20 protein-coding genes and 2 tRNA genes are annotated in these 22,161 nt (G+C 39.9%); 5 read left to right on the top strand and 17 right to left on the bottom strand.

Annotation, left to right across the window (positions count from 1 at the left end):
- Nucleotides 1-208 precede the first annotated feature (208 nt).
- Both ACLKML_RS14790 and narL read left to right on the top strand, forming a co-directional pair.
- Nucleotides 209-1,822, top strand: coding sequence for a histidine kinase (locus tag ACLKML_RS14790; protein WP_413283841.1), 1,614 nt, complete (start codon nucleotides 209-211; stop codon nucleotides 1,820-1,822).
- Nucleotides 1,823-1,824: 2 nt separating this feature from the next.
- Nucleotides 1,825-2,505, top strand: coding sequence for a two-component system response regulator NarL (narL, locus tag ACLKML_RS14785; RefSeq protein WP_413283840.1), 681 nt, complete (start codon nucleotides 1,825-1,827; stop codon nucleotides 2,503-2,505).
- Here narL and rimI read toward each other — a convergent pair.
- From rimI to ubiT, 4 genes are read right to left on the bottom strand one after another with little or no spacing between them, the layout of a single operon-like run.
- Nucleotides 2,502-2,948 carry a ribosomal protein S18-alanine N-acetyltransferase gene (gene rimI / locus ACLKML_RS14780; protein ID WP_413283839.1) on the bottom strand — a complete coding sequence of 149 codons (447 nt, stop codon included), beginning with the start codon at nucleotides 2,946-2,948 and terminating at the stop codon, nucleotides 2,502-2,504. The two genes, narL and rimI, sit on opposite strands and share 4 nt — an antisense overlap.
- Nucleotides 2,932-3,351: a DNA polymerase III subunit psi gene (locus ACLKML_RS14775; RefSeq protein ID WP_413283838.1), complete on the bottom strand. Its 420-nt coding sequence runs from the start codon at nucleotides 3,349-3,351 to the stop codon at nucleotides 2,932-2,934. Before ACLKML_RS14775 ends, rimI begins: the two co-directional genes overlap by 17 nt.
- A 7-nt stretch (nucleotides 3,352-3,358) precedes the next feature.
- On the bottom strand, nucleotides 3,359-3,862 hold the full coding sequence (locus ACLKML_RS14770) for a GNAT family N-acetyltransferase (protein ID WP_413283837.1): 504 nt from the start codon (nucleotides 3,860-3,862) through the stop codon (nucleotides 3,359-3,361).
- Nucleotides 3,852-4,373: a ubiquinone anaerobic biosynthesis accessory factor UbiT gene (gene ubiT / locus ACLKML_RS14765; protein ID WP_413283836.1), complete on the bottom strand. Its 522-nt coding sequence runs from the start codon at nucleotides 4,371-4,373 to the stop codon at nucleotides 3,852-3,854. Before ubiT ends, ACLKML_RS14770 begins: the two co-directional genes overlap by 11 nt.
- A 201-nt stretch (nucleotides 4,374-4,574) precedes the next feature.
- Here ubiT and ACLKML_RS14760 point away from each other — a divergent pair, with 201 nt between their 5' ends.
- From ACLKML_RS14760 to ACLKML_RS14750, 3 genes are all read left to right on the top strand, one after another.
- Complete coding sequence (locus ACLKML_RS14760) at nucleotides 4,575-6,611, top strand: EAL domain-containing protein (RefSeq protein WP_413283835.1); 2,037 nt, start codon at nucleotides 4,575-4,577, stop codon at nucleotides 6,609-6,611.
- A gap of 130 nt (nucleotides 6,612-6,741) precedes the next feature.
- Nucleotides 6,742-7,755: a ubiquinone anaerobic biosynthesis protein UbiU gene (gene ubiU, locus ACLKML_RS14755; RefSeq protein WP_413283834.1), complete on the top strand. Its 1,014-nt coding sequence runs from the start codon at nucleotides 6,742-6,744 to the stop codon at nucleotides 7,753-7,755.
- A gap of 27 nt (nucleotides 7,756-7,782) precedes the next feature.
- Nucleotides 7,783-8,655 carry a U32 family peptidase gene (locus tag ACLKML_RS14750; protein ID WP_413285895.1) on the top strand — a complete coding sequence of 291 codons (873 nt, stop codon included), beginning with the start codon at nucleotides 7,783-7,785 and terminating at the stop codon, nucleotides 8,653-8,655.
- Between the two features lie 107 nt (nucleotides 8,656-8,762).
- Here the strand turns inward: ACLKML_RS14750 and nlpI are convergent, their stop codons facing one another.
- From nlpI to folP, 13 genes are all read right to left on the bottom strand, one after another.
- A complete protein-coding gene (nlpI, locus tag ACLKML_RS14745) occupies nucleotides 8,763-9,671 on the bottom strand; it encodes a lipoprotein NlpI (RefSeq protein WP_413283833.1) in 909 nt (302 codons plus the stop codon).
- A 164-nt stretch (nucleotides 9,672-9,835) separates the two neighbouring features.
- The gene (gene pnp, locus ACLKML_RS14740) at nucleotides 9,836-11,950 is read right to left on the bottom strand and encodes a polyribonucleotide nucleotidyltransferase (protein WP_413283832.1); all 2,115 of its coding nucleotides are present in this window, start codon (nucleotides 11,948-11,950) and stop codon (nucleotides 9,836-9,838) included.
- Nucleotides 11,951-12,270: 320 nt separating this feature from the next.
- Nucleotides 12,271-12,540 (bottom strand): 30S ribosomal protein S15, encoded by a 270-nt coding sequence (gene rpsO, locus ACLKML_RS14735; RefSeq protein ID WP_317718539.1) that lies wholly within the window; start codon nucleotides 12,538-12,540, stop codon nucleotides 12,271-12,273.
- A 132-nt stretch (nucleotides 12,541-12,672) separates the two neighbouring features.
- Nucleotides 12,673-13,632, bottom strand: coding sequence for a tRNA pseudouridine(55) synthase TruB (gene truB, locus ACLKML_RS14730; protein WP_413283831.1), 960 nt, complete (start codon nucleotides 13,630-13,632; stop codon nucleotides 12,673-12,675).
- A complete protein-coding gene (rbfA, locus tag ACLKML_RS14725) occupies nucleotides 13,632-14,030 on the bottom strand; it encodes a 30S ribosome-binding factor RbfA (protein WP_413283830.1) in 399 nt (132 codons plus the stop codon). Before rbfA ends, truB begins: the two co-directional genes overlap by 1 nt.
- Nucleotides 14,031-14,174: 144 nt before the next feature.
- Nucleotides 14,175-16,874 (bottom strand): translation initiation factor IF-2, encoded by a 2,700-nt coding sequence (infB, locus tag ACLKML_RS14720; RefSeq protein ID WP_413283829.1) that lies wholly within the window; start codon nucleotides 16,872-16,874, stop codon nucleotides 14,175-14,177.
- Nucleotides 16,875-16,894: 20 nt separating this feature from the next.
- Entirely contained in the window at nucleotides 16,895-18,382 is a 1,488-nt protein-coding gene (nusA, locus tag ACLKML_RS14715) for a transcription termination factor NusA (protein WP_413283828.1), read from the bottom strand.
- Between the two features lie 35 nt (nucleotides 18,383-18,417).
- Complete coding sequence (gene rimP / locus ACLKML_RS14710) at nucleotides 18,418-18,873, bottom strand: ribosome maturation factor RimP (RefSeq protein ID WP_413283827.1); 456 nt, start codon at nucleotides 18,871-18,873, stop codon at nucleotides 18,418-18,420.
- A 241-nt stretch (nucleotides 18,874-19,114) separates the two neighbouring features.
- Nucleotides 19,115-19,191, bottom strand: a tRNA-Met gene (locus ACLKML_RS14705).
- 86 nt (nucleotides 19,192-19,277) lie between these two features.
- Nucleotides 19,278-19,362 (bottom strand) — tRNA-Leu (locus ACLKML_RS14700).
- A gap of 54 nt (nucleotides 19,363-19,416) precedes the next feature.
- Entirely contained in the window at nucleotides 19,417-19,761 is a 345-nt protein-coding gene (gene secG, locus ACLKML_RS14695; protein ID WP_413283826.1) for a preprotein translocase subunit SecG, read from the bottom strand.
- A gap of 149 nt (nucleotides 19,762-19,910) precedes the next feature.
- Nucleotides 19,911-21,254 carry a phosphoglucosamine mutase gene (glmM, locus tag ACLKML_RS14690; protein WP_413283825.1) on the bottom strand — a complete coding sequence of 448 codons (1,344 nt, stop codon included), beginning with the start codon at nucleotides 21,252-21,254 and terminating at the stop codon, nucleotides 19,911-19,913.
- A gap of 30 nt (nucleotides 21,255-21,284) precedes the next feature.
- Complete coding sequence (folP, locus tag ACLKML_RS14685; RefSeq protein ID WP_413285894.1) at nucleotides 21,285-22,121, bottom strand: dihydropteroate synthase; 837 nt, start codon at nucleotides 22,119-22,121, stop codon at nucleotides 21,285-21,287.
- Nucleotides 22,122-22,161 lie beyond the last annotated feature (40 nt).

Below are 22,161 nucleotides of genomic sequence, written 5' to 3'. Positions count from 1 at the left end.
TAATGAGTTATAATGCATAAATTGTAATTTTAAAGGGTAATTGATAGTGAGCCGTTATATTTGGTACAGGTTGTCAATTACGCATAAAATCACATTCCTAATATTGATATTATGCAGTATATCAATATTAGGAATGCTGATTTCTTTACAAATATCAGAAAACATCCAAGGTCGAACCAATTTAGTCAATCAAATTGGTTCAATAAGAATGGAAACTTACAAACTCATCGCTTATATAAATGATGAAAATGCATCGTTAAAATCAATCTATTCCATAGAAAAAAAACTTGTCCTTCCTTCTTTTGAAAACCATGTTAATAACAACAAATTAAACAAGGACTACCTAACAACTCTAAATTTTTTCAATGAAAAAATAAAAACCATACCGGATAATTATAATAATCTGGATACAAAAATAATATCAGGGAAGTTTATAGAGTTACTTAACACATTAATTGATAAAACCACAGTAAATACAGAAAAAAGCATCAATAGATTAAGAAACATACAATACTCGTTTATTTTTATTATGATCCTTTTCGGTATAACAACTATAATTAATTTAAGAATAAGATTATTTATTCCATGGAAAAAATTACTGGATATATCTAAATCCATTCAAAATGGTAATTTTGATAAAAAATTCATAACAAACATAAATAAAGATGAAATGAATCAGCTTGGGGAGTCAATAAATTTGATGTCCGATAGTCTGAAAAACATGTACATAAATTTAGAAAAAGTAGTTCAACATAAAACAGAAAAACTTAACAAACAAAATAAGTATTTAGATTTTCTTTATAGGACATGTCAAACTTTCAATATGGAGAAATACAGTTGTGACAGATTATCACCATTAGTAAAAGAGCTCATGGTGTTAACTGACATACAAAAAATAAATATTGTAATTTTAGACTATCAAGAAAGTGATCAAATACAAGAATTTCAATTCGGCTCAAATAAAAGGCCACAATTTTGTAAAAGATCAAACTGTTACCTTTGTTTTGATGAAAATTTAACCACTAATAAAAATCTAGTTAAGACTACGCGAGATTTGCACGACTCTAACCAACACTATGGAAAAATTGAACTGTATGCGGATGCAAATAATCCATTACATCATGATGAACAGCAGTTATTCATTGCCTTTTCAGATCTGCTCACTCAAGCCTTATCTATATATTATAAAGACCAACAACAGCAGCAATTATCTCTTTTAACAGAACGCAATACTATTGCTCGTGAACTACACGATTCTATCGCTCAGTCTTTGTCCTGCTTAAAGATTAAAATTAGTATTCTACAAATGAATAAAGACAACCTTCATTCCGAACAAGAAAAAATCATTCAAGAAATGCGTAATGAAGTCAATAGTGCTTATAGTCAACTGAGAGAGCTATTAACAACTTTCAGACTAAAAATAGATGGGCTTGGCTTTATGCCAGCGTTAGAAAAAACCATATCAGAATATAATGACAAGCTTAATTTAATTATTAATTTTAAATATGATATACCGGCTAATACAATATCCACACATCAATCCATACATTTACTACAAATCATTAGAGAAATACTAAATAACGTCTATAAGCATGCTGAAGCATCAAAAGTAGAAGTTAATTTGAGTGTTAATGGACACGAAATTTCATTATTTGTTAATGATGATGGATGCGGTTTTTCATCGTATGAAGAGAATTCCCATTATGGGTTAAAAATAATTGAAGATAGAGCTCAATCACTATCAGGTGAATGGAATATTGTATCGTCACCAAACCAAGGGACACAGTTTTATCTTACTTTTCCTATCTTAAATCGAGAATGAAAATGGCCAATAAACATAATTTCACAAATACAGATGCCGCCACTATATTATTGATTGATGATCACCCTATGTTAAGAAATGGGATCAAACAATTACTAAATACTAAAAAACATTTAACCGTTGTAGCAGAGGCAAATAATGGTCATGATGGGGTGCAATATGCATTGGATTACGAACCCGATCTAATACTTTTAGATATCAATATGCCCGAATTCGATGGTTTAAAAACATTGAAATTATTACGAGATAAAGGTGTCTGCAGCAAAGTGGTGATCTTCACGGTATCTAATTGTAATGATGATGTATCCAAAGCAATCAAATTAGGTGCTGATGGTTATCTTCTAAAAGATATGGAACCAGAAGAGTTATTGCTGTCGATTGAAAATGCATGTCTTGGTAAAACAGTAATCAGCCCTGAGCTTACATCCATTTTAGTGGGTAATTTGCGAGAAACGAAAAAGAACAAAATGACTCATGTTGCTATAGGCATATTAAGTGTACGTGAACAAGAAATATTAAAAAATATTGCACTAGGTTTATCCAATAAAATGATAGCAAATAAACTATCAATATCAGAAAGTACCGTCAAAGTTCATGTAAAAAGTGTTTTAAAAAAACTGCAGCTACGTTCTCGAGTTGAAGCTGCAGTTTGGGTTCACCAAGAAAAAATCAGGTTTGATTAAAAAAACAAATAACTCATAATAATCGCGTCCTCTTTTCCCTTCTTTGCTGGGTAGTAATTGTGACGTCGGTCCACTTCATTGAAACCTATCGATTCGTATAAGCGATGCGCTTTATGATTGCTTTCACGTACCTCTAACCAAGCACTTTCCGCTTTTTTCTGTTCACAAATAGATAAAAAGTATTCAATAAGTATTTTGCCAAACCCTTTGCCTTGCTGTTGTGGATCCACGGCAAGATTGAGCAAAGTCACTTCCCCTACAATGTTTTGAGCGTAAAAATAACCAACAACCCTGTCTTCATTAACTAAAACATAATGACATGCTCCACGGCTATTCACGTCGTTAATCATAGACTGTTTCCATGGATGGCTATGAGCGACTTGCTCTATTCGCCATACGTCTTGTAAAAACACATCTTCTAACGGTTTAATTCGATTGTTCATAAGCACATATTTGTTGCCATAAATCTCGACGATGCTGTTTATTCCCTTCTATTTGAGATAAAAGCGGACTGGTTAAGGTCTTAACAGTAACATCTATATTATTTATTGGATCGCAACCAGCAAACCAAATCCATTGCAGCTGATTCTCGCCAAGTTTGGACAATTGTTCAGGAAAAACATGCATTGATTGATGTATACTTAATTGCATACTTTTCAATACGTTATTAAACATAATCACTATATCGCCGCTTGGTTTTACCGGAGAAACCAGTAATAACAGGCAAGATTCAGGTAATAAAAATTCAGCAACTTCAACCCCCGTCAGTCTTGCAGGATGTGATAAGCGCCAGTGTTGAATCCCCATTTCGGCTAAATATTGAATATCAGTATTAGGTTCTTTCATAACAGGCTTAAAGTTCAGAAAACTCAGGGCTATATTCTAGTAAACCCTGTTTACCAGCAAACTCATTCTCCGTTAACTCTCTCACACGGAAAACGCCTTGAGGAACATCCCAGCTAGAGTGCATACCAAATTCTGTGGCATCAATAAAACCAAAGCGAGAATAAAACTCCGGATCGCCCAATACTGCACAACCTAGATAGCCAAATTCGTACAATGAATCTAGCCCTTGTTTAATCATCTTCCCTGCTATCCCTTGACGACGAAACTCTTGTTTAACCGCTATAGGTGCCAGTCCTTGCCAGCCAAAATGTTCACCATTCAATGAGACCGGAGTAAACAATGCGTATCCAATCAACTTGCCTTCATCCGTACAGGCAACGAGTGACAGTGTAAAACGGCTATTCTCGCGTAGACTCATCACAAGGCTCGCTTCGGCTTCTGTTTCAAAAGCAGATTTCAGTAGAGCATCAATTGGTAGTATATCCGCAGGTGCTTCAGTTCTAATAAGCATTAACTATTCCATTCTGATTTTTTTCATGATGTAACCCTTTATAAACAAAATCAGCCAGTTCATTTAAAAGTAATGTAAGTGGTTTAGGTAATGCATCAAGATCAACGCTATCCATTAAATTCTTAATTTCTAACCCAAGCTCAGTATCACCTTCAATGCTCAACCTTCTTTGAAAGAACAATGTATCAGGGTCTTCTTTTCGACCAGCAATTAACACTAGATCATTTAATTTTCCTGAAAAACTGACTTGTTCTTTTTCTTCTTTTTTACTAACAAGCAATTTTTCATTTTGATAACTAATAAACCACTGTAAATCTAGGTCAATAATAGTAATTTTTAACCAATTTTCTTGTAAAAACGCAAAATCACCATCCTCCAATGCTTCATGGAAAACATGCCTTAGCGCTTCTAGTAATATTTTATTCTGTATGGCTGACGGTAAAAAATGGACTGAAGGTCTCAAAATTTGCGCTGAATTTTCAACTATTTTGGTTCGAAGCTTGTTTAACACTAGGGTATTCCGATACTTTATTGAATCAATCAAGCTATGATAATAGATATCGCCTCAGAATTCCTGTTATGTGTCATAAAAAGTACTTGTGATGCTGTGATCTCTTTTATCTCGCTTGTTTCGCAGTTATAGTTAATAATAATCTCAATTAAAATGAATGCTATTCATTCAATTGCTCAATGTAAAAGCGGTAGAAACTTAATGCCAAAAAAGCAGTTACAGCACTGGTTTTCAAAACTGACAGATTCCAGTCCATTTCTCTTTGCCGTTCTCGATAAAGAGCATAATTACGTTAGCGTTAACGAACGGTATTGTGAAATTGCCGGCATGTCTAAAGATGACCTAATAGGCCTGAACGATACCATCATTCTAGGCGACCATTTTTATGCAACACTTAAACTTTTCTACGACCGTGCATTCACTGGCGAATACGTTGAGACTGAAGTTACTTTAAATGACAACGAACACGATACCAGTTTGCACTTCAGTGTTTCTCCGGTCATCCTCGATGGAGAAGTTGAATTCATCTCTTTTCACGCAAATGACACTTCAGAGAAACAAATTCTGACTCGTTCATTAGAAGAGTCTGAAGTGAAATTTTCCATGTTAACGGGATTGTTACCTGACGGGTTTTTATTAGTTGAAAACGAAACCATTATTTCAACCAACCCTATTGCACTAAGGTTACTCGGTTTTTCTGATGTTGAAAGTATATTAGGCGAACAAATTCATCGCTTATTTTTAGACGAGAGTACTAAAACTGTATTCAATGAATCCTTTAGTTCTATGTTACTTAATGAGCCTCTCATCTGTTTAACCAGTGCTCGATGTGGTATTGAAAGAAAAGTTCGTTTACGTGCAACTCATACCACCAATTTAGGTACCCAGTCCATTATTATCATTATCGAAGACGCTGACGTTAGCGACTCTGGTTCGATCGATGACAAGCATGATACCCATTACGATTCTTTAACCAAGCTCTACAATCGCTACGGATTTACACGACGTCTTGAACATTTTATCGACAATGAAATACCACTGATCATGCTTTATCTCGACATTGATAACTTCAAGAACATTAATGACTCTCTAGGGCATCATATTGGCGATAAAGTAATAAAAGAAGTCTCATCACGCTTACAACGTTTGCTACCTTCTCAAGCAATATTAGGTCATTTAGGCGGGGATGAATTTGGTATTATTTTACCGGAACCAGAACACAATCGAACTACAGAGTCATTAGCTGAAAAAATAATATCCATCATTAATCAACCTTTTGATCTGCACCATTTTAGTAAACGTCTGGCTTGTTCAATTGGTAGCGTTATGTTTCCTGACGATGGTAATGACGCCCGTATCTTGTTACAAAATGCCGACACAGCCATGTACGAAGCTAAAGATCGTGGTCGAAATCGACTGATAAAATATCATGATCAGATGAACAAAGAAGCTCGCATGCGCCTTTGGCTAGAAATTGAACTGCAAAAAGCACTGCAGCAAAATGGATTGGAAGTGTGGTATCAACCTAAAGTAAACGCTCGCGACTTTAGCATTAACGGAGCTGAAGCATTGATTCGCTGGAAGCACCCTATTGAAGGTTATATTAGCCCTGCGGCCTTTATACCGGTTGCGGAAAAAGCAGGCTTGATAGAACATCTGGGACGAGTGGTAATGCGAGAAGTATTTGCCACTGTTAAACGTTGGAAAATTCAAGGTATCCTTCCTGGACGTGTTGCGATAAACCTATCTCCAGAACAATTTGGCAACCCTAAACTTATCGATTATATGGAGAAACAACTTCGCACAACCGAACTTGATCCAAACTGCATTACATTTGAATTGACTGAAAGTGCCGTGATGAGCGATAGTGAGCACACATTACAAATGCTTAAGGCGATTAAAAATCTTGGCTTTTCTTTATCAATTGACGATTTTGGTACTGGTTACTCTTCTCTTTCCTATTTAGCACGCTTTCCTATTGATGAACTAAAAATAGACCGGGCGTTTATTAACGATATCGATAAACTGCCAAAGCAGGTGACGGTTATAGAAAATATCATTAATTTAGGTCGTTCTTTAGATCTAACTGTAGTCGCAGAAGGGGTAGAAACAAGACAACAAGCCACTCTACTGTCTAATTTGAACTGCCATACAATTCAAGGATTTCATTTTTATCGGCCGCAACCTAAACAAGATATAGAAGAACTATTGGCCCAGAACAAAAGGCATAAAAATTAATGTTAATGATGAAATAATCATATAAACGCGTGATTATTCGCTGCAGATTAAAATAAACCTGCCTCATATCAAATCTACCCATTCCGTTAGCCCATAGAATGCAAACATCAATAACAATTGGGTAGATCTAATGGAATTACTTTGCCCCGCAGGCAATTTACCTGCATTAAAAACGGCGGTCGATTGTGGAGCAGATGCTGTCTACATCGGATTCAAAGATGACACTAATGCGCGACACTTTGCAGGTCTAAATTTTACAGGTAAAAAACTAGACCGAGCAATACAGTATATTCGTGATCATAATAAAAAACTTCATGTCGCATTGAACACTTTCGCACACCCGGATGGATTTAATCGTTGGACAAAAGCGGTAGATAATGCGGTAGCAATGGGCGTAGACGCGCTCATTATTGCCGATATTGCCATATTGGAGTACGCAGCAACCAAGTATCCAGATTTAGAACTGCATTTATCGGTACAAGCATCGGCGACTAATGTGGCTGCCATCCATTTCTATCAGCAAAATTTTAATATAAAGAGGGTCGTTTTACCGCGCGTTCTTTCGATTCATCAAGTTAAGCAACTTTCTCGAACCATTGATAAAAATGTTGAATTAGAGGTCTTTGCATTTGGCAGTTTATGTATCATGGCAGAAGGACGTTGCTACCTTTCCTCTTATATGACGGGGGAATCACCCAATACCGTTGGTGCTTGTTCACCCGCTAAATATGTCCGCTGGCAAGAGACGAACGATGGTTTGGAGTCGCGTTTGAATGAAATCCTAATTGATCGGTATGCTGAAGGTGAAAATGCAGGTTATCCAACCTTATGCAAAGGTCGATTTGATGTAAAACTAGATGGCGATATTAAGCGATATCACGCATTAGAAGAACCAATCAGCTTGAATACTTTATCGATGTTACCTGATCTTTTTTCTGCCAATGTCGCGTCGGTAAAAATAGAAGGCCGTCAACGCAGCCCTGCTTATGTTGAACAGGTCACTCGAACCTGGCGAGCAGCTATCGATAGTTACCAAAGCACCCCTGAAACCTATCATGTTGACGAGTGTTGGAATAAAGCACTCGCTAACGTTTCAGAAGGAACACAAACAACACTCGGTGCTTACCACCGTAAATGGCAGTAACTGGCGGAGATAAGTATGTCTAATGAGATGAAATATGCGCTAGGCCCAATACTCTATTTTTGGCCTAAACAGGATGTTGAAAAATTTTATGAGCAAGCCAAATCTTCAAATGCCGACATAATTTACCTCGGTGAAACCGTCTGCTCAAAAAGAAGGTTAATGAAGCCAAACGATTGGTTAAGTCTAGCCAAAGATCTTGCTGCAAGTGGCAAGCAAGTAGTGTTGTCGACAATGGCTTTGCTAGAAGCACCAAGCGAAGTCAATATGATGAAAAGATACATAAATAATGGCGAGTTTTTTATTGAAGCCAATGATGTATCAGCGATTCAACTCGCCCATGAACACAAGGTTCCATTTGTCGTTGGTGCTGCCGTTAATACATATAATGCCCATACTCTTAAATTATTCTTACAGAAAGGCATGATACGTTGGTGCATGCCAGTAGAGCTTTCTAAGCAATGGTTGCAGAAAACCATGATGCAATGTGATGAGCTCGGAATTAAAGGACAATTCGAAATAGAGGTATTCAGTCACGGCTATCTCCCATTAGCCTATTCCGCTCGTTGCTTTACCGCAAGAGCTCAGAATCGACCAAAAGACGAATGTGAAACATGCTGTATTGAGTATCCAACTGGTCTACAGGTCGATAGCCAAGAAGGCCAATCGGTTTTCAATCTTAATGGGATTCAGACGCAATCTGGTTATTGCTATAACTTAATCAATGAACTTAAAGGCATGAAAGGATTAGTCGACGTGGTTCGTTTAAGCCCGCTTAATGTCGAAACATTCGCTAAGCTAGACCAATTTCGCCAGAATGAAGACGGAGAAAATCCAGAAAAACTAGCTAATTTCCAATGTAACGGATATTGGCACCAACTGGCCGGAATGGAGAGCTCATAAGCTCAAAAAATCAACCTGACACACTGCAGGTTTCGGGTTTAACCGTAAAATCTAAATAATAAAACGCCGAATTAATATTCGGCGTTTTATTGCAGATCGATATACTTTTAGAGAGCTTCTGTGTTTTTTTCTACTGTTGATTGTTGGATCGCTTTTACATCATCGTATATACGAGCAAGTTCTAAAAACGAATAGCGGTGTTCAACATACTCATAAACATTAAAGGATAAAGCAAGTTTATATAGTGCGATCGCGTCAGCGTATTGCTCAGAAAACTGGTAGCGCTTCGCTAAATAAAAATACACTTCAGTCAAACGTTGTGCCAAAGTTATATTGTCTTGCGTCCCCTGCAATACTGCTTTAAAAGCCTGTTCTTCGCTAACCTCATCCAGCATTATCGCGACTAAGACCCAACCCCAATTTTGATTTTTATTGGCGTAACGCATTTCAAGATTTTGTTCTGCTTCTAACGGGGTTAACTCTCGCTCTATAATATAAAGCCACAACGCTCGAAACGGATCATCTGGGTTACTCTCATAATGTGCTTTCATCTCTTGATAAGCTAACTCATTACGACCACCGTAATATAAAGCAATCGCCATATTACGCTCAGCGTACTCGTTATATGGGTCAAGCTCTAGAGTTGAATCAAACGCTTCATATGCCGCGTCATATTCACCTATTTGAGTAAAATAGACACCAAGCAAATTAAAAATATCTGGTTGAGCTGGGTTGAGGTTTAAAGATTGGTTAAAATCAAGACGCGCTAAGTCACGTAACCCTACACTGTCGTAATAACTGCCTCGTTCGTAGTGCATTTTACTTTTGGTCGCGGCGTTTAAATCAGGTCGTTGTAGTAATTGATTAAGCCGAGCTATTTGCACTTCTTGCTGAATACTTGCTTGTAGTGGAACGGCCATTGGTGGATAAACCCACTGAAGCTCTTCATTTGCCGTAGTAGCACAACCGGAAAGCACCAGTAATAAACTGACGCTTGCTATTTGTAACCATTTCACAGATACATATCTCCTTATATGCTAGACCACCCATTTGTACACATTAGATGTAAAAAAGGGAGAACATTAATGTTCTCCCTTTTATAACACGCTTCTGGCGGTATTTACTAGAAAAGCCTAAGTTTAATCACAAAGCCTAACTGCACCTACCTACAAAATATCACTTATTCTGCTTCTGGTGCTTCGGCTGGCTTATCTTGTGCTTCTTTCATACTTAGACGCACACGACCTTGACGGTCAATTTCTAGTACTTTAACTTTAACTTCTTGCCCTTCGGTTAAGTAATCTGTCACTTTCTCTACACGCTTGTCAGCGATTTGAGAAATATGAACCAATCCATCTTTACCAGGAAGAATCGTTACAAAAGCACCAAAGTCAGCTAAACGAGCCACTTTACCAGTATAAATCGTTCCAACTTCTACCTCAGCTGTTAGCTCTTTAATACGATTAATCGCATCTTCAGCTTGATCTCCAGAAGTGGCTGCAATTTTAACGGTACCATCATCTTCGATTTCAATGGTTGTACCCGTTTCTTCACAAAGAGAACGAATAACAGCGCCACCTTTACCGATAACGTCACGGATTTTTTCAGGATTGATCTTCATTTGGTGAATACGAGGAGCAAACTCAGAAATTTCTGTACGTGCACCTGAGATTGCTTCATCCATTACCGAAAGAATGTGCTTACGAGCGCCTTGTGCTTGGTTAAGCGCAATTTGCATGATCTCTTTCGTGATACCTTCAATTTTGATATCCATTTGCAGTGCAGTGATACCTTCGTTAGTACCTGCAACTTTAAAGTCCATATCACCTAGGTGATCTTCATCGCCCAAGATGTCAGAAAGAACAACAAAATCGTCGCCTTCTTTAACTAGTCCCATTGCAATACCAGCAACAGACGCTTTAATTGGAACACCAGCATCCATAAGTGCTAAAGAAGTACCACACACAGAAGCCATTGAAGAAGAACCATTCGATTCTGTGATTTCAGATACGACACGAACCGTATATGGGAAATCGTCGACTGAAGGCATAACTGCTTGAATACCACGTTTTGCAAGCTTACCGTGACCAATTTCACGACGCTTAGGAGAACCAACAAAACCTGTTTCACCTACACAATATGGAGGGAAGTTATAGTGTAGAAGGAAGTGTGATTTCTTCTCACCTGTTAATTCATCAATAATTTGTGCATCACGTTGTGTGCCAAGTGTTGCTGTAACCAGTGCTTGAGTTTCACCACGAGTAAACAGAGCAGAACCGTGAGTACGTGGAAGAACGCCTGTACGTACATCAAGGGCACGAACCATGTCTTTTTCACGACCATCAATACGTGGATTACCGGCAATAATGCGGCCACGTACGACGTTTTTCTCTAAAGAACCCAGCATTTTTTTCACTTCGTTCTCGTCGAGCTCTTCATTGTCAGCTTTTAGTGCCGCTAATACGTCAGATTTAATTTCACCAACTTGCTCATAACGCGCCATTTTTTCTGTTATTTGGTACGCTTCAGTAAAACGAGCTTCTGCTAATTCAGCAATTTTAGCTTTCAGATCACCATCAACAGTTGGTGCAACCCAATCCCATGCAGGAGTGGCAACTTCAGCAGCAAATTCTTTAATAGCAGTAATAACGGTTTGTTGTTGATCGTGACCAAATACAACAGCAGATAGCATTTCTTCTTCAGTAAGATTATCCGCTTCTGATTCAACCATTAACACCGCACCATCAGTACCAGCAACAACCAAATCCAATTTAGATGTTTCTAGCTCTGTATTGCTCGGGTTTAGCACTAATTGACCATCAATGTGGCCAACACGAGCCGAACCGATAGGACCATTAAATGGGATACCAGAAATAGATAACGCAGCAGAAGTACCGATCATAGTTACGATATCAGGCTGTACGTCTGGGTTAACAGAAACAACAGTTGCGATAACTTGTACTTCATTTTTGAATTCGTCAGGGAAAAGTGGACGAATTGGACGGTCAATTAAACGAGCAGTTAGTGTTTCACCTTCAGAAGGGCGACCTTCACGCTTAAAGAAGCCACCAGGGATTTTACCAGCTGCATAAGTACGCTCTTGGTAGTTAACGGTTAAAGGGAAAAAGTCTTGTCCTTCAACGGCTGCTTTTTTGCCCACTACAGATACAAATACTGCAGTATCATCCATTGTTACCATAACAGCAGATGTTGCTTGACGTGCGATAACGCCTGTTTCTAAAGTAACGGTATGATTACCGTATTGGAATGTTTTTACGACTGGATTCGCGAACATTATATTTCCTTAAATATAGCTGGATTCTGTTTTTCAGAACCACATAGAGAATACACCTTTCGGTATTACTCATCGCGACTAATAAAAATGATCTACCAAAAATAACTCACTTTCATTAGTCGCAACCTAAAGGCCGGCTACGCTGACTGTAATACTCGATAAAGTGTAAATTTAAACTAAGCAAAACTTAGTTGGGCGATAGTATAGATGAAAAATGCAAAAAAGTGCAGACAGAAGCAGGGAAAAGAAAGCAAATTTATGAAGATTTTAGACTAAAAAGAAAAAGGGGCTATAAATAGCCCCTTTTCAACAAACTGTTCTTAGCGACGTAGGCCTAGACGTTTGATAAGGTCTTGGTAACGCTCTAGGTTTTTACCTTTAAGGTAATCTAGAAGTTTACGACGGCTAGAAACCATACGTAAAAGACCGCGACGGCTATGGTGGTCATGTTTGTGGTTAGCAAAGTGACCTTGAAGGTGGTTGATAGAAGCAGTAAGTAGTGCTACTTGTACTTCTGGTGAACCTGTATCGCCTTCAGATTGTGCATATTCTGCTACGATAGCTGCTTTTGTTTCTGCATTCAGAGACATAATCTCTCCTAAATAAGAGTTAAGTAAATAAAGTGTGCCGCCAATCTCTGATTCAGCCGACACGAGGAGCGCGTATGTTACTTGGCTAGATACAATTGCGCAAGTGCTATTTTAACATCGAACATTTGTTCACTAGCCTTGAACAACGTCATCCCGAAAAACGACCAGTCTTTTGGGCGCAACTCTTCCATCATCATCTATTTCACCGATCCCAATAAACAATCGCTCTTCACCACTGGTCATGCGGACAATACCGTCTAATGGTGCGCCAAACACTTGTACTGGTTGGCCATGCTGTATCATATGAGTCAGCTCTGGGATCAAATTCACTTCAGGTAGATCTTGAACGGCAGAGTCCATAGGCATGAGCAGTGGATCGAGTAGTTCACGCGGAGGTATATCCTCGTTGTGAGCTTTCTCTAGTAATGCTTCTAACTGCTCCAGTGTCACCATTTTCTCGTAAGGATAATTAGACACACCTGTTCGACGTAAATAACTAACATGTGCACCACAAGCCAGCATTTCACCTAAATCATCAACAATAGTTCGTATATATGTCCCTTTAGAACAATGAACTTCCATCTCAACTTCTGTACCTTCAAAGCCAATTATCTCGATTGAATAAACGGTGATTTTTCGCGATTCTCTGGGTACTTCGATTCCTTCTCTTGCGTATTCGTATAAAGGCTTGCCTTGATATTTTAGTGCAGAGAACATGGATGGAATTTGATCGGTTTCACCACGAAACTTCGCCACGCAACGTTCGAGTTGACCGCGATCAACTTTCACTTCTCGAGTTTGTACAACTTCGCCATCAGAATCAGATGTATTAGTTCTTTCACCAAGTTTAGCTATCACTCTATAACGTTTATCTGATTCGAGTAAGAACTGAGAAAACTTGGTTGCCTCACCAAAGCAAATAGGCAGCATACCTGTCGCTAATGGATCGAGTGCACCAGTATGGCCAGCTTTTTCTGCAAAATAAATTCGCTTTACTTTTTGCAGCGTGTCGTTAGATGTGATGCCTGACGGCTTATCAAGTAAAATGACCCCATCAACAGGACGACCCTTGCGACGACCCCTACGTCCCATTACTCTTCACCTTCTACACGGCCAGATTCATTAGCACGACGTTTGTCATCACTAACTACTTCACTGACTAAATTCGACATACGCATACCTTCAACAAGAGTATTGTCATAAGTAAAACGCACTTCAGGAGTGAGCCTCAATCGAATACGTTTGCCTAGCATCATTCGCACATGTGTTTCATGTTCTTTCAACGCTGCGAGGCTTGTTTCTGGTGTTTGGTCGCCAACACATAAAAACGTTACGAATACTTTTGCGTACGCTAAGTCACGTGATACTTCAACGTCAGAGATAGTCACCATACCAATTCGTGAATCTCTAACTTCACGTTGTAAAATCAACGCAAGCTCTTTTTGTAATTGCTGCGACACGCGTTGCGTGCGGCTAAATTCTTTTGACATTATTTTCTTCTCTTAGAAAAAATGAGGGGCTAAGAGCCCCTCATGGTGTATTTAACAACCGGCCCTAAAGTTATTTTAGGGTCTAGCTCTTGGCATATTAACCAAGGGCTAGTAACGCTTTTTCAAAACGCTCGTCAATCGCGATTAATCAAGAGTACGTTTGATTTCAACGGTTTCAAATACTTCTATTTGGTCCCCTGCGCGAACATCATTATAGTTCTTAACGCCGATACCACATTCGTAACCATTTTTCGCTTCTTGTACATCATCTTTAAAACGACGTAATGATTCTAGCTCACCTTCGTAGATAACCACGTTTTCACGTAGAACACGAATTGGTGCGTTACGCTTAATCACACCTTCTGTGACCATACAACCTGCAATGGCACCAAGTTTAGGTGATTTGAACACTTCACGTACTTCAGCCAAACCAATAATTTCTTGTTTGAACTCTGGAGCAAGCATGCCACCCATGGCTTGTTTCACTTCGTCAATCAATTGATAAATAATTGAGTAGTAACGTAGATCTAGGTTTTCATTTTCAATGGTACGGCGTGCAGACGCGTCTGCACGAACGTTGAAACCTAAGATAATAGCGTTAGAAGCTGCAGCTAGAACCGCATCAGTTTCGGTAATACCACCAACACCAGAACCGACTACGCTTACTTTTACTTCATCGGTAGACAGTTTATGTAGTGAATCGGTAATGGCTTCAACCGAACCTTGAACATCCGCTTTCAGAACTACATTGAGTTCGGCAACTTCACCAGCTTCCATGTTAGAGAACATGTTTTCAAGTTTTGATTTCTGCTGACGTGCTAGCTTAACATCACGGAATTTACCTTGACGATAGTTAGCAACTTCACGCGCTTTACGCTCATCACGTACAACTGTAGCTTCATCACCTGAAGAAGGCACACCAGATAAACCAATAATTTCAACTGGAATAGATGGTCCAGCAGAAACGATTTCGTTACCATTTTCATCACGCATTGCGCGAACACGACCATATTCTTGGCCACACAGTAGGATATCACCTTTATTCAAGGTACCGGTTTGAACTAATACAGTTGCAACTGGACCGCGACCTTTATCAAGACGAGATTCAACAACCACACCTGAAGCCATGCCATCCGCTACAGCCGTCAATTCTAAAACTTCTGATTGAAGTAAGATAGTTTCTAGCAAACCTTCAATGTTGGTGCCCTGTTTAGCAGAGATATGAACAAACATGTTTTCGCCACCCCATTCTTCAGGGATAACATCGTACTGTGCTAGTTCATTTTTAACATTGTCTGGATTTGCACCTTCTTTATCTATCTTGTTTACAGCAACAATTAGAGGTACTTCAGCCGCTTTAGCATGTTGAATCGCTTCAACGGTTTGTGGCATTACTCCATCATCTGCTGCAACAACCAGAACAACGATATCTGTAGCTTGGGCACCACGAGCACGCATTGCAGTAAACGCAGCGTGTCCAGGCGTATCTAAGAAAGTGATCATGCCGTTATCAGTTTCAACATGGTATGCACCAATGTGCTGAGTAATACCACCCGCTTCACCTGATGCAACATGCGCTTTACGAATATAATCTAGTGTCGATGTTTTACCGTGGTCAACGTGACCCATGATAGTTACTACTGGTGCACGAGGAACAGCATCAGCTGCGCCATCGCGATCAGACAGAATTGCTTCCTCTAGTTCATTCTCTTTACGAAGAATAACTTTATGTCCCATTTCTTCTGCGACAAGAGCAGCGGTTTCTTGATCGATAACTTGGTTAATGGTTGCCATCGCACCCATTTTCATCATTACTTTGATGACTTCTGTACCTTTAACGGACATTTTGTTTGCCAGTTCAGATACTACAATCGTCTCGCCAATAGCAACGTCTTGTTTTGCAACTGTAGCCGATTTATCAAACCCGTGTTGTTGCATAGAAGTTGGCTTAGCTAGCTTACCTTTACGGCCTTTGCCGCGTTGGTTACGTCCACCGCGACCTTGAGATTCTGTAGAATCAGCTGCTTTTTTCTTACGCTTACGGCGGCTTGGCCCAGGAGCTGCAGCTTGACGGTCCGCTTCATCTTCTGCTTCACGTGCGTGCGTAGATGTCGTGACATGATAGTCAGACGTTTCTTCTTGCGCTTTCTTTTTCTTCTCTTCTTCTGACCAGCGTTCTTGGTTTTCTTCTGCTAGTTTACGAGCTTCTTCGACAAGCTTAAGTGCGGTTTCTTCCGCTTTTTTCTTTGCTTCTTCTTCTTGACGACGCTTCAATGCATCGGCTTCTTTTTGTGCGGCTTCTTGCTTAGCTGTTTCTTCTGGATTCATTTTTGCTTCTGCTTCTCGCTTCGCTTTTGCTTCTGCTTCACGTTTTGCTTTTGCTTCGGCTTCAGCCTCACGCTTAGCTCTCGCTTCTTCTTCACGTTTTGCTGCTTCTTCAGCTTGACGTTTTGCGGCTTCTTCCGCTTCACGTTTTGCCGCTTCTTCAGCTTCGCGTTTTGCGGCTTCTTCCGCTTCACGTTTTGCTTCATCTTCTACTGAACTACGCTTAACGTAAGTGCGTTTTTTGCGTACTTCAACTTGCACATCTTTACTTTTACCGCCTGTAGCTGCAACACTAAGTGTGCTACGAGTCTTACGTTGTAAAGTTAAGCGAGTTGGTTCAGATTCACCTGAATTATCACCGTGTTCTTTCTTGAGATGAGTAAGAAGATTAGACTTCTCCTCATCAGTAACATTGTCGTTGCTGGTCTTTGACATGCCAGCATCAGCAAGTTGTTCTAACAAGCGGTCAACCGGTGTGCCGATTTCTTCACTCAGTGCTTTAACTGTAAGTTGCGTCATGCGCTACCTCCTTGCTGAAATTAATCTTCGTCGCCAAACCAACAGATGTTACGGGCGGCCATAATCAATTCACCTGCTCGCTCTTCTGTTAAACCATCGATACCTTCTAAATCATCAATGCCTTGTTCAGCTAATTCTTCTAATGTTGCAACGCCTTTGGCTGCAAACTTAAATGCCAATTCACGCTCTAAACCTTCTAGACCTAGTAGATCTTCTGCAGGTTCGATGCCTTCAAATGACTCTTCTTGTGCAAGAGCAAGTGTCGTTAGTGAATCTTTCGCACGACCACGAAGCTCTTCAACGATCTCTTCGTTTAGACCATCAATTTCTAATAATTCATTTACTGGAACATAAGCAACTTCTTCAAGTGTTGAGAAGCCTTCTTCAACCAACATTTCAGCAAAATCTTGCTCGATATCAAGATACTTCATAAAGTTTTCGATAGAAGCAACCGATTCTTCTTGATGCTTTTTCTGCAAGTCTTCAACCGTCATAACATTTAACTCCCAACCAGTAAGTTGAGAGGCTAAACGAACGTTCTGACCGTTACGTCCAATTGCTTGGGCTAAATTATCAGATTCAACTGCGATATCCATTGCATGTGCATCTTCATCAACGATGATTGATGCAACATCAGCTGGAGCCATGGCATTAATAACGAATTGAGCAGGATTATCATCCCATAATACGATATCAATACGTTCGCCACCAAGTTCACCTGATACCGCCTGTACACGTGCACCACGCATACCAACACAAGCACCAACAGGATCAATACGACGATCATTGGTTTTTACTGCTATTTTAGCGCGCGAACCAGGGTCACGAGCCGCACCTTTCAACTCTATCAGTTCTTCCGCAATTTCCGGCACTTCAATGCGGAAAAGCTCCGTTAGCATTTCAGGCTTAGAGCGAGTAATGAACAATTGGAACCCACGAGCTTCAGGTCGAACCGAATACAAAAGACCTCGGATACGGTCACCTGGACGGAAGTTTTCTCGAGGAAGTTGGTCATCACGCATGATAACTGCTTCAGCGTTACTACCAAGATCCAAAATGATGGTTTCACGGTTAACTTTTTTTACTACGCCGGTAACAAGTTCGCCTTCGTTGTCGATAAATTGCTCGACTATTTGTGCACGTTCAGCTTCACGTACTTTTTGCACAATAACCTGTTTAGCCGTTTGAGTAGTAATACGGTCAAACGTTACTGATTCAATATCGTCTTCAATGTATCCGCCAATCTCAATCGTTTCATCTTCGTATTTAGCTGCTTCAATCGAAATTTCTTTAGTTGGATTCTCTACTTCTTCCATCGCCATCCAACGGCGATAAGTATTAAAATCGCCAGTTTTACGGTCGATTTCTACACGAACTTCAATTTCCAGTTCGTGCTTCTTTTTTGTTGCTGTTGCTAATGCAATTTCTAGCGCTTCAAAAATACGCTCACGAGGAACAGCTTTCTCGTTAGAAACAGCTTCAACAACTGCTAAAATTTCTCTGTTCATTTATCTAGCCTCTTAAACAATTCTCTCTAGGAGAACTAAAATTTAGGGATCAGGTTAGCTTTAGAAATATTGCTTATTGCAAATTCTTCACTCTGTCCTTCAGCGGTGATAACTATCGTCTCACCCTCTACAGCTTGGATAGTGCCTTTCCACTTACGGCGATTACCCATGGCCATTTTCAGGACAATGTTGACCTCGTGACCAATAAATTGTTGGTAATGTTCTGTTTTAAAAAGTGGCCTTTCCAAACCAGGAGAAGATACTTCCAAGTTGTATGCAACAGAGATCGGATCTTCAACATCCAGTACCGCACTTACTTGACGGCTAACTTCAGCACAATCATCAACGTTAATGCCGTTTTCACTATCAATATAAATACGTAAAGTTGAGTGTTCGCCTGCACGAATAAACTCAAGACCGACTAATTCATAACCCGATGCTCCAACAGGAGATTCAAGCATTTCCGTTAGTTGTCTTTCTAAACCAGTCATTTAACCACTCCAGAAACGAAAAAAGGGCTCAGAGCCCATTCTAAATTCCAAGCAATAACACCGCACTTCAGCCAAAACCCGAAGTACAGATAATAAAAAACCCCGAAATAGCCGAGGTTTATTATTGCTGGACCCTGATATAACTAAACCATAACTTTCGTTACCATTTAGCTCATAGTTAATGTGACTTTATAAATCGCCATTAACTATGATAACTTGCACATCAGTCCTCGATGAGTATTGGTTGCGGGGGCCGGATTTGAACCGACGACCTTCGGGTTATGAGCCCGACGAGCTACCAAGCTGCTCCACCCCGCGTCCGACTGTCGAGTATTATACGCTCAACAGTTTGATTTACAAGTTACATCAATCTAATCCTAATACTGCTATCAAAATCAAATTAATGGTGCCGAGAGAGGGACTTGAACCCTCACACCCTAAGGCACTAGCACCTCATGCTAGCGTGTCTACCAATTTCACCATCTCGGCATATATTGCTTTTTTTGTTTATAAAAAATAAACAATTTACAATAAATAAAACATTTATTGAGGAATTTCGTCGCCAGTTTGCTCGGCTGGAATTTCACTCGGTAAATCTGCTGTAGCATCTTCAAGGATTGTTTGACCTTGTGTCGGGTCTATCCATTGAGATTCGGTTTGGTGTGTTGCTAAATTACCAAAAACAAGAGCTACAGCGAAAAATACAGTTGCACATATTGCAGTCATTCGGGTTAGGAAATTCCCTGAGCCACCAGAACCAAACACTGTGTTTGAAGCACCGGCACCAAATGAGGCCCCCATATCTGCGCCTTTACCTTGCTGAATCAATACTAGTCCAATAACACCAGCAGCAGCCAACAGGTAAATCACAAGTAGAATAGTAGTCATTTTTCCACCTATGTAACTATTTGTCGAACTAGCGCTACCTATTATTCAGAGGCAAAGCCAGCGACCTCCGGTATCGAAGGCCGAGCAATACTATAGGATTGGCATAAAGCTGACAAGTAAAAAATGCGAGTTATATTTCAAATGGTCAATTAAGCACCAAAACTTGCTTTAACAGCATCGGCAATCTTTAACGCAGAAGCTTTTACAAGCTGCTCGTCTTCGCCTTCTACCATTACTCTTATCAAAGGTTCCGTACCTGATTTACGTAAAAGCACACGCCCTTTCGAACCTAATTCGTTCTCTACGTGTTCAGTTGCTACTTTCACTATATCGGCTTCGAGTGGATTACTATCACCGGAAAACCTTACGTTTTCCAACACTTGTGGATAGAGTGTCATTCCTTCAGATAGATCTTTTAACGTCATTTCGCTCGCAACTACTGAAGCAAGTACTTGCAACGCAGCAACAATTGCATCTCCCGTCGTCACTTTATCAAGAAGAATGACATGGCCTGAATTCTCTGCACCGATTGACCATCCTTTCTCTTGCAGTTGCTCCATTACATATCTATCACCGACAGCAGCTCGAACAAAAGGAATGCCTAGTTGTTTTAATCCATTCTCCATACCTAAATTGCTCATTAAGGTACCGACAACGCCACCTTTTAATTCTCCTCGTCGAAGGGCATCACGAGCGATAATATAAGCGATTTGGTCACCATCTATTTTGTTGCCTTGATGGTCTACCATAATAATACGATCGCCATCACCATCAAACGCAAGGCCTAGATCGGCCTTCTCTTCGACCACTAATTTCTGTAAAGCTCGCACATCAGTCGCGCCTACTTCCGCATTAATATTTACACCATTAGGCTCGACACCAATCGTAACGATTTCTGCACCTAACTCTTTAAAAACAGAAGGTGCAATGTGATAAGTCGCTCCATTAGCGCAATCAATTACTATTTTTAATTTGGCTAAATTTAGATTATTTGGAAATGTGCTTTTGCAAAACTCAATATAACGTCCAGCGGCATCATTTAGGCGAGCGGCTTTACCAAGCTGAGAAGATTCGACACAAACCAGTGCTTTATCAAGCTCGGCTTCTATAGCAAGTTCAACCTCATCAGGTAACTTCATCCCTTCCGATGAAAAAAACTTGATGCCATTATCATAATAAGGGTTATGCGATGCAGAAATAACAATACCGGCTTCAGCACGAAAAGTTTGCGTTAAATAGGCAATAGCAGGTGTTGGCATAGGGCCGGTTAACGTTGCGTTTAACCCAGCGGCCGCTAACCCAGCTTCCAACGCCGATTCCAACATATATCCGGAAATACGTGGGTCTTTACCAATGATTACTTTTTTTGTACCTTGCTTGGCAAGAACGCGACCTGCAGCCCAACCCAGTTTTAGTATAAAGTCTGGTGTAATCGGAAATTCACCCACTTTGCCACGAACACCATCGGTACCAAAATAACGTCTTTCTGACATGTTAGTATCCTATTTATTTGTCATTATTTTCTATTTGTATTTATTTTCAGTGAGACATTGTACTACTTTTAACGCATCTAATGTCTCTTCAAAATCATGAACTCTGATTATCTGCGCGCCTTTCAATGCAGCAATAGTTGCACAACTTATGCTGGCAGCCATTGTTTCTGCTGGTTTTTTATTGAGCAAGTTAAAAAGCATCGATTTCCTCGACATTCCCACTAACAATGGAAAACCAAATGAATGGAACTGCTCTAATGTATCAAGTAGCTGATAATTATGTTGCAACGATTTGCCAAACCCAAAACCTGGATCGAGAATAATTCTACTCGAATCTATACCAGCTTCACTACACGCTTGTACTCGTTGAGAAAGAAATTGTTCAACTTCTGTAAACAAGTCTTCGTAAACGGGATTGGTTTGCATGGTTTGAGGTTGTCCCTGCATATGCATCAAACATACTGGCGCATCAAACAGTGCAGCGACGTCTAAAGCATTTGGTTCGGTTAATGCACGGACATCATTAATGATATCCGCTCCAGCATCAAGAGCTTGGCGCATCACTTCTGCTTTACTGGTATCAATTGATATCCACACATCATGTTTTTTTCTAATGGCTTTAATAACGGGGATTGTTCTGGCAAGCTCTTCTTGTAGCGTAACCTTTGCTGCGCCTGGTCGTGTTGATTCACCGCCTATATCAATAATCGCCACGCCTGCTTCTATCATTTTTTCTGCACGAAGTAATGCGTCAGCAATATTGTTGAACGCACCTCCATCAGAAAACGAGTCTGGGGTAACATTTAATATCCCCATCACCTGCGGTGTATTTAACGACAGTTGTTTGTTGTTCGACTTTAAATTCATATTGGCATATTCGACATACAAAAAGACCCCGAACATATCG

The organism is Vibrio sp. MA40-2, from assembly GCF_047302445.1.
Classification (GTDB): Bacteria; Pseudomonadota; Gammaproteobacteria; order Enterobacterales; family Vibrionaceae; genus Vibrio.
Note: the sequence above shows the minus strand (reverse complement) of the source record. Positions and strands in the feature narration are given on the sequence as shown.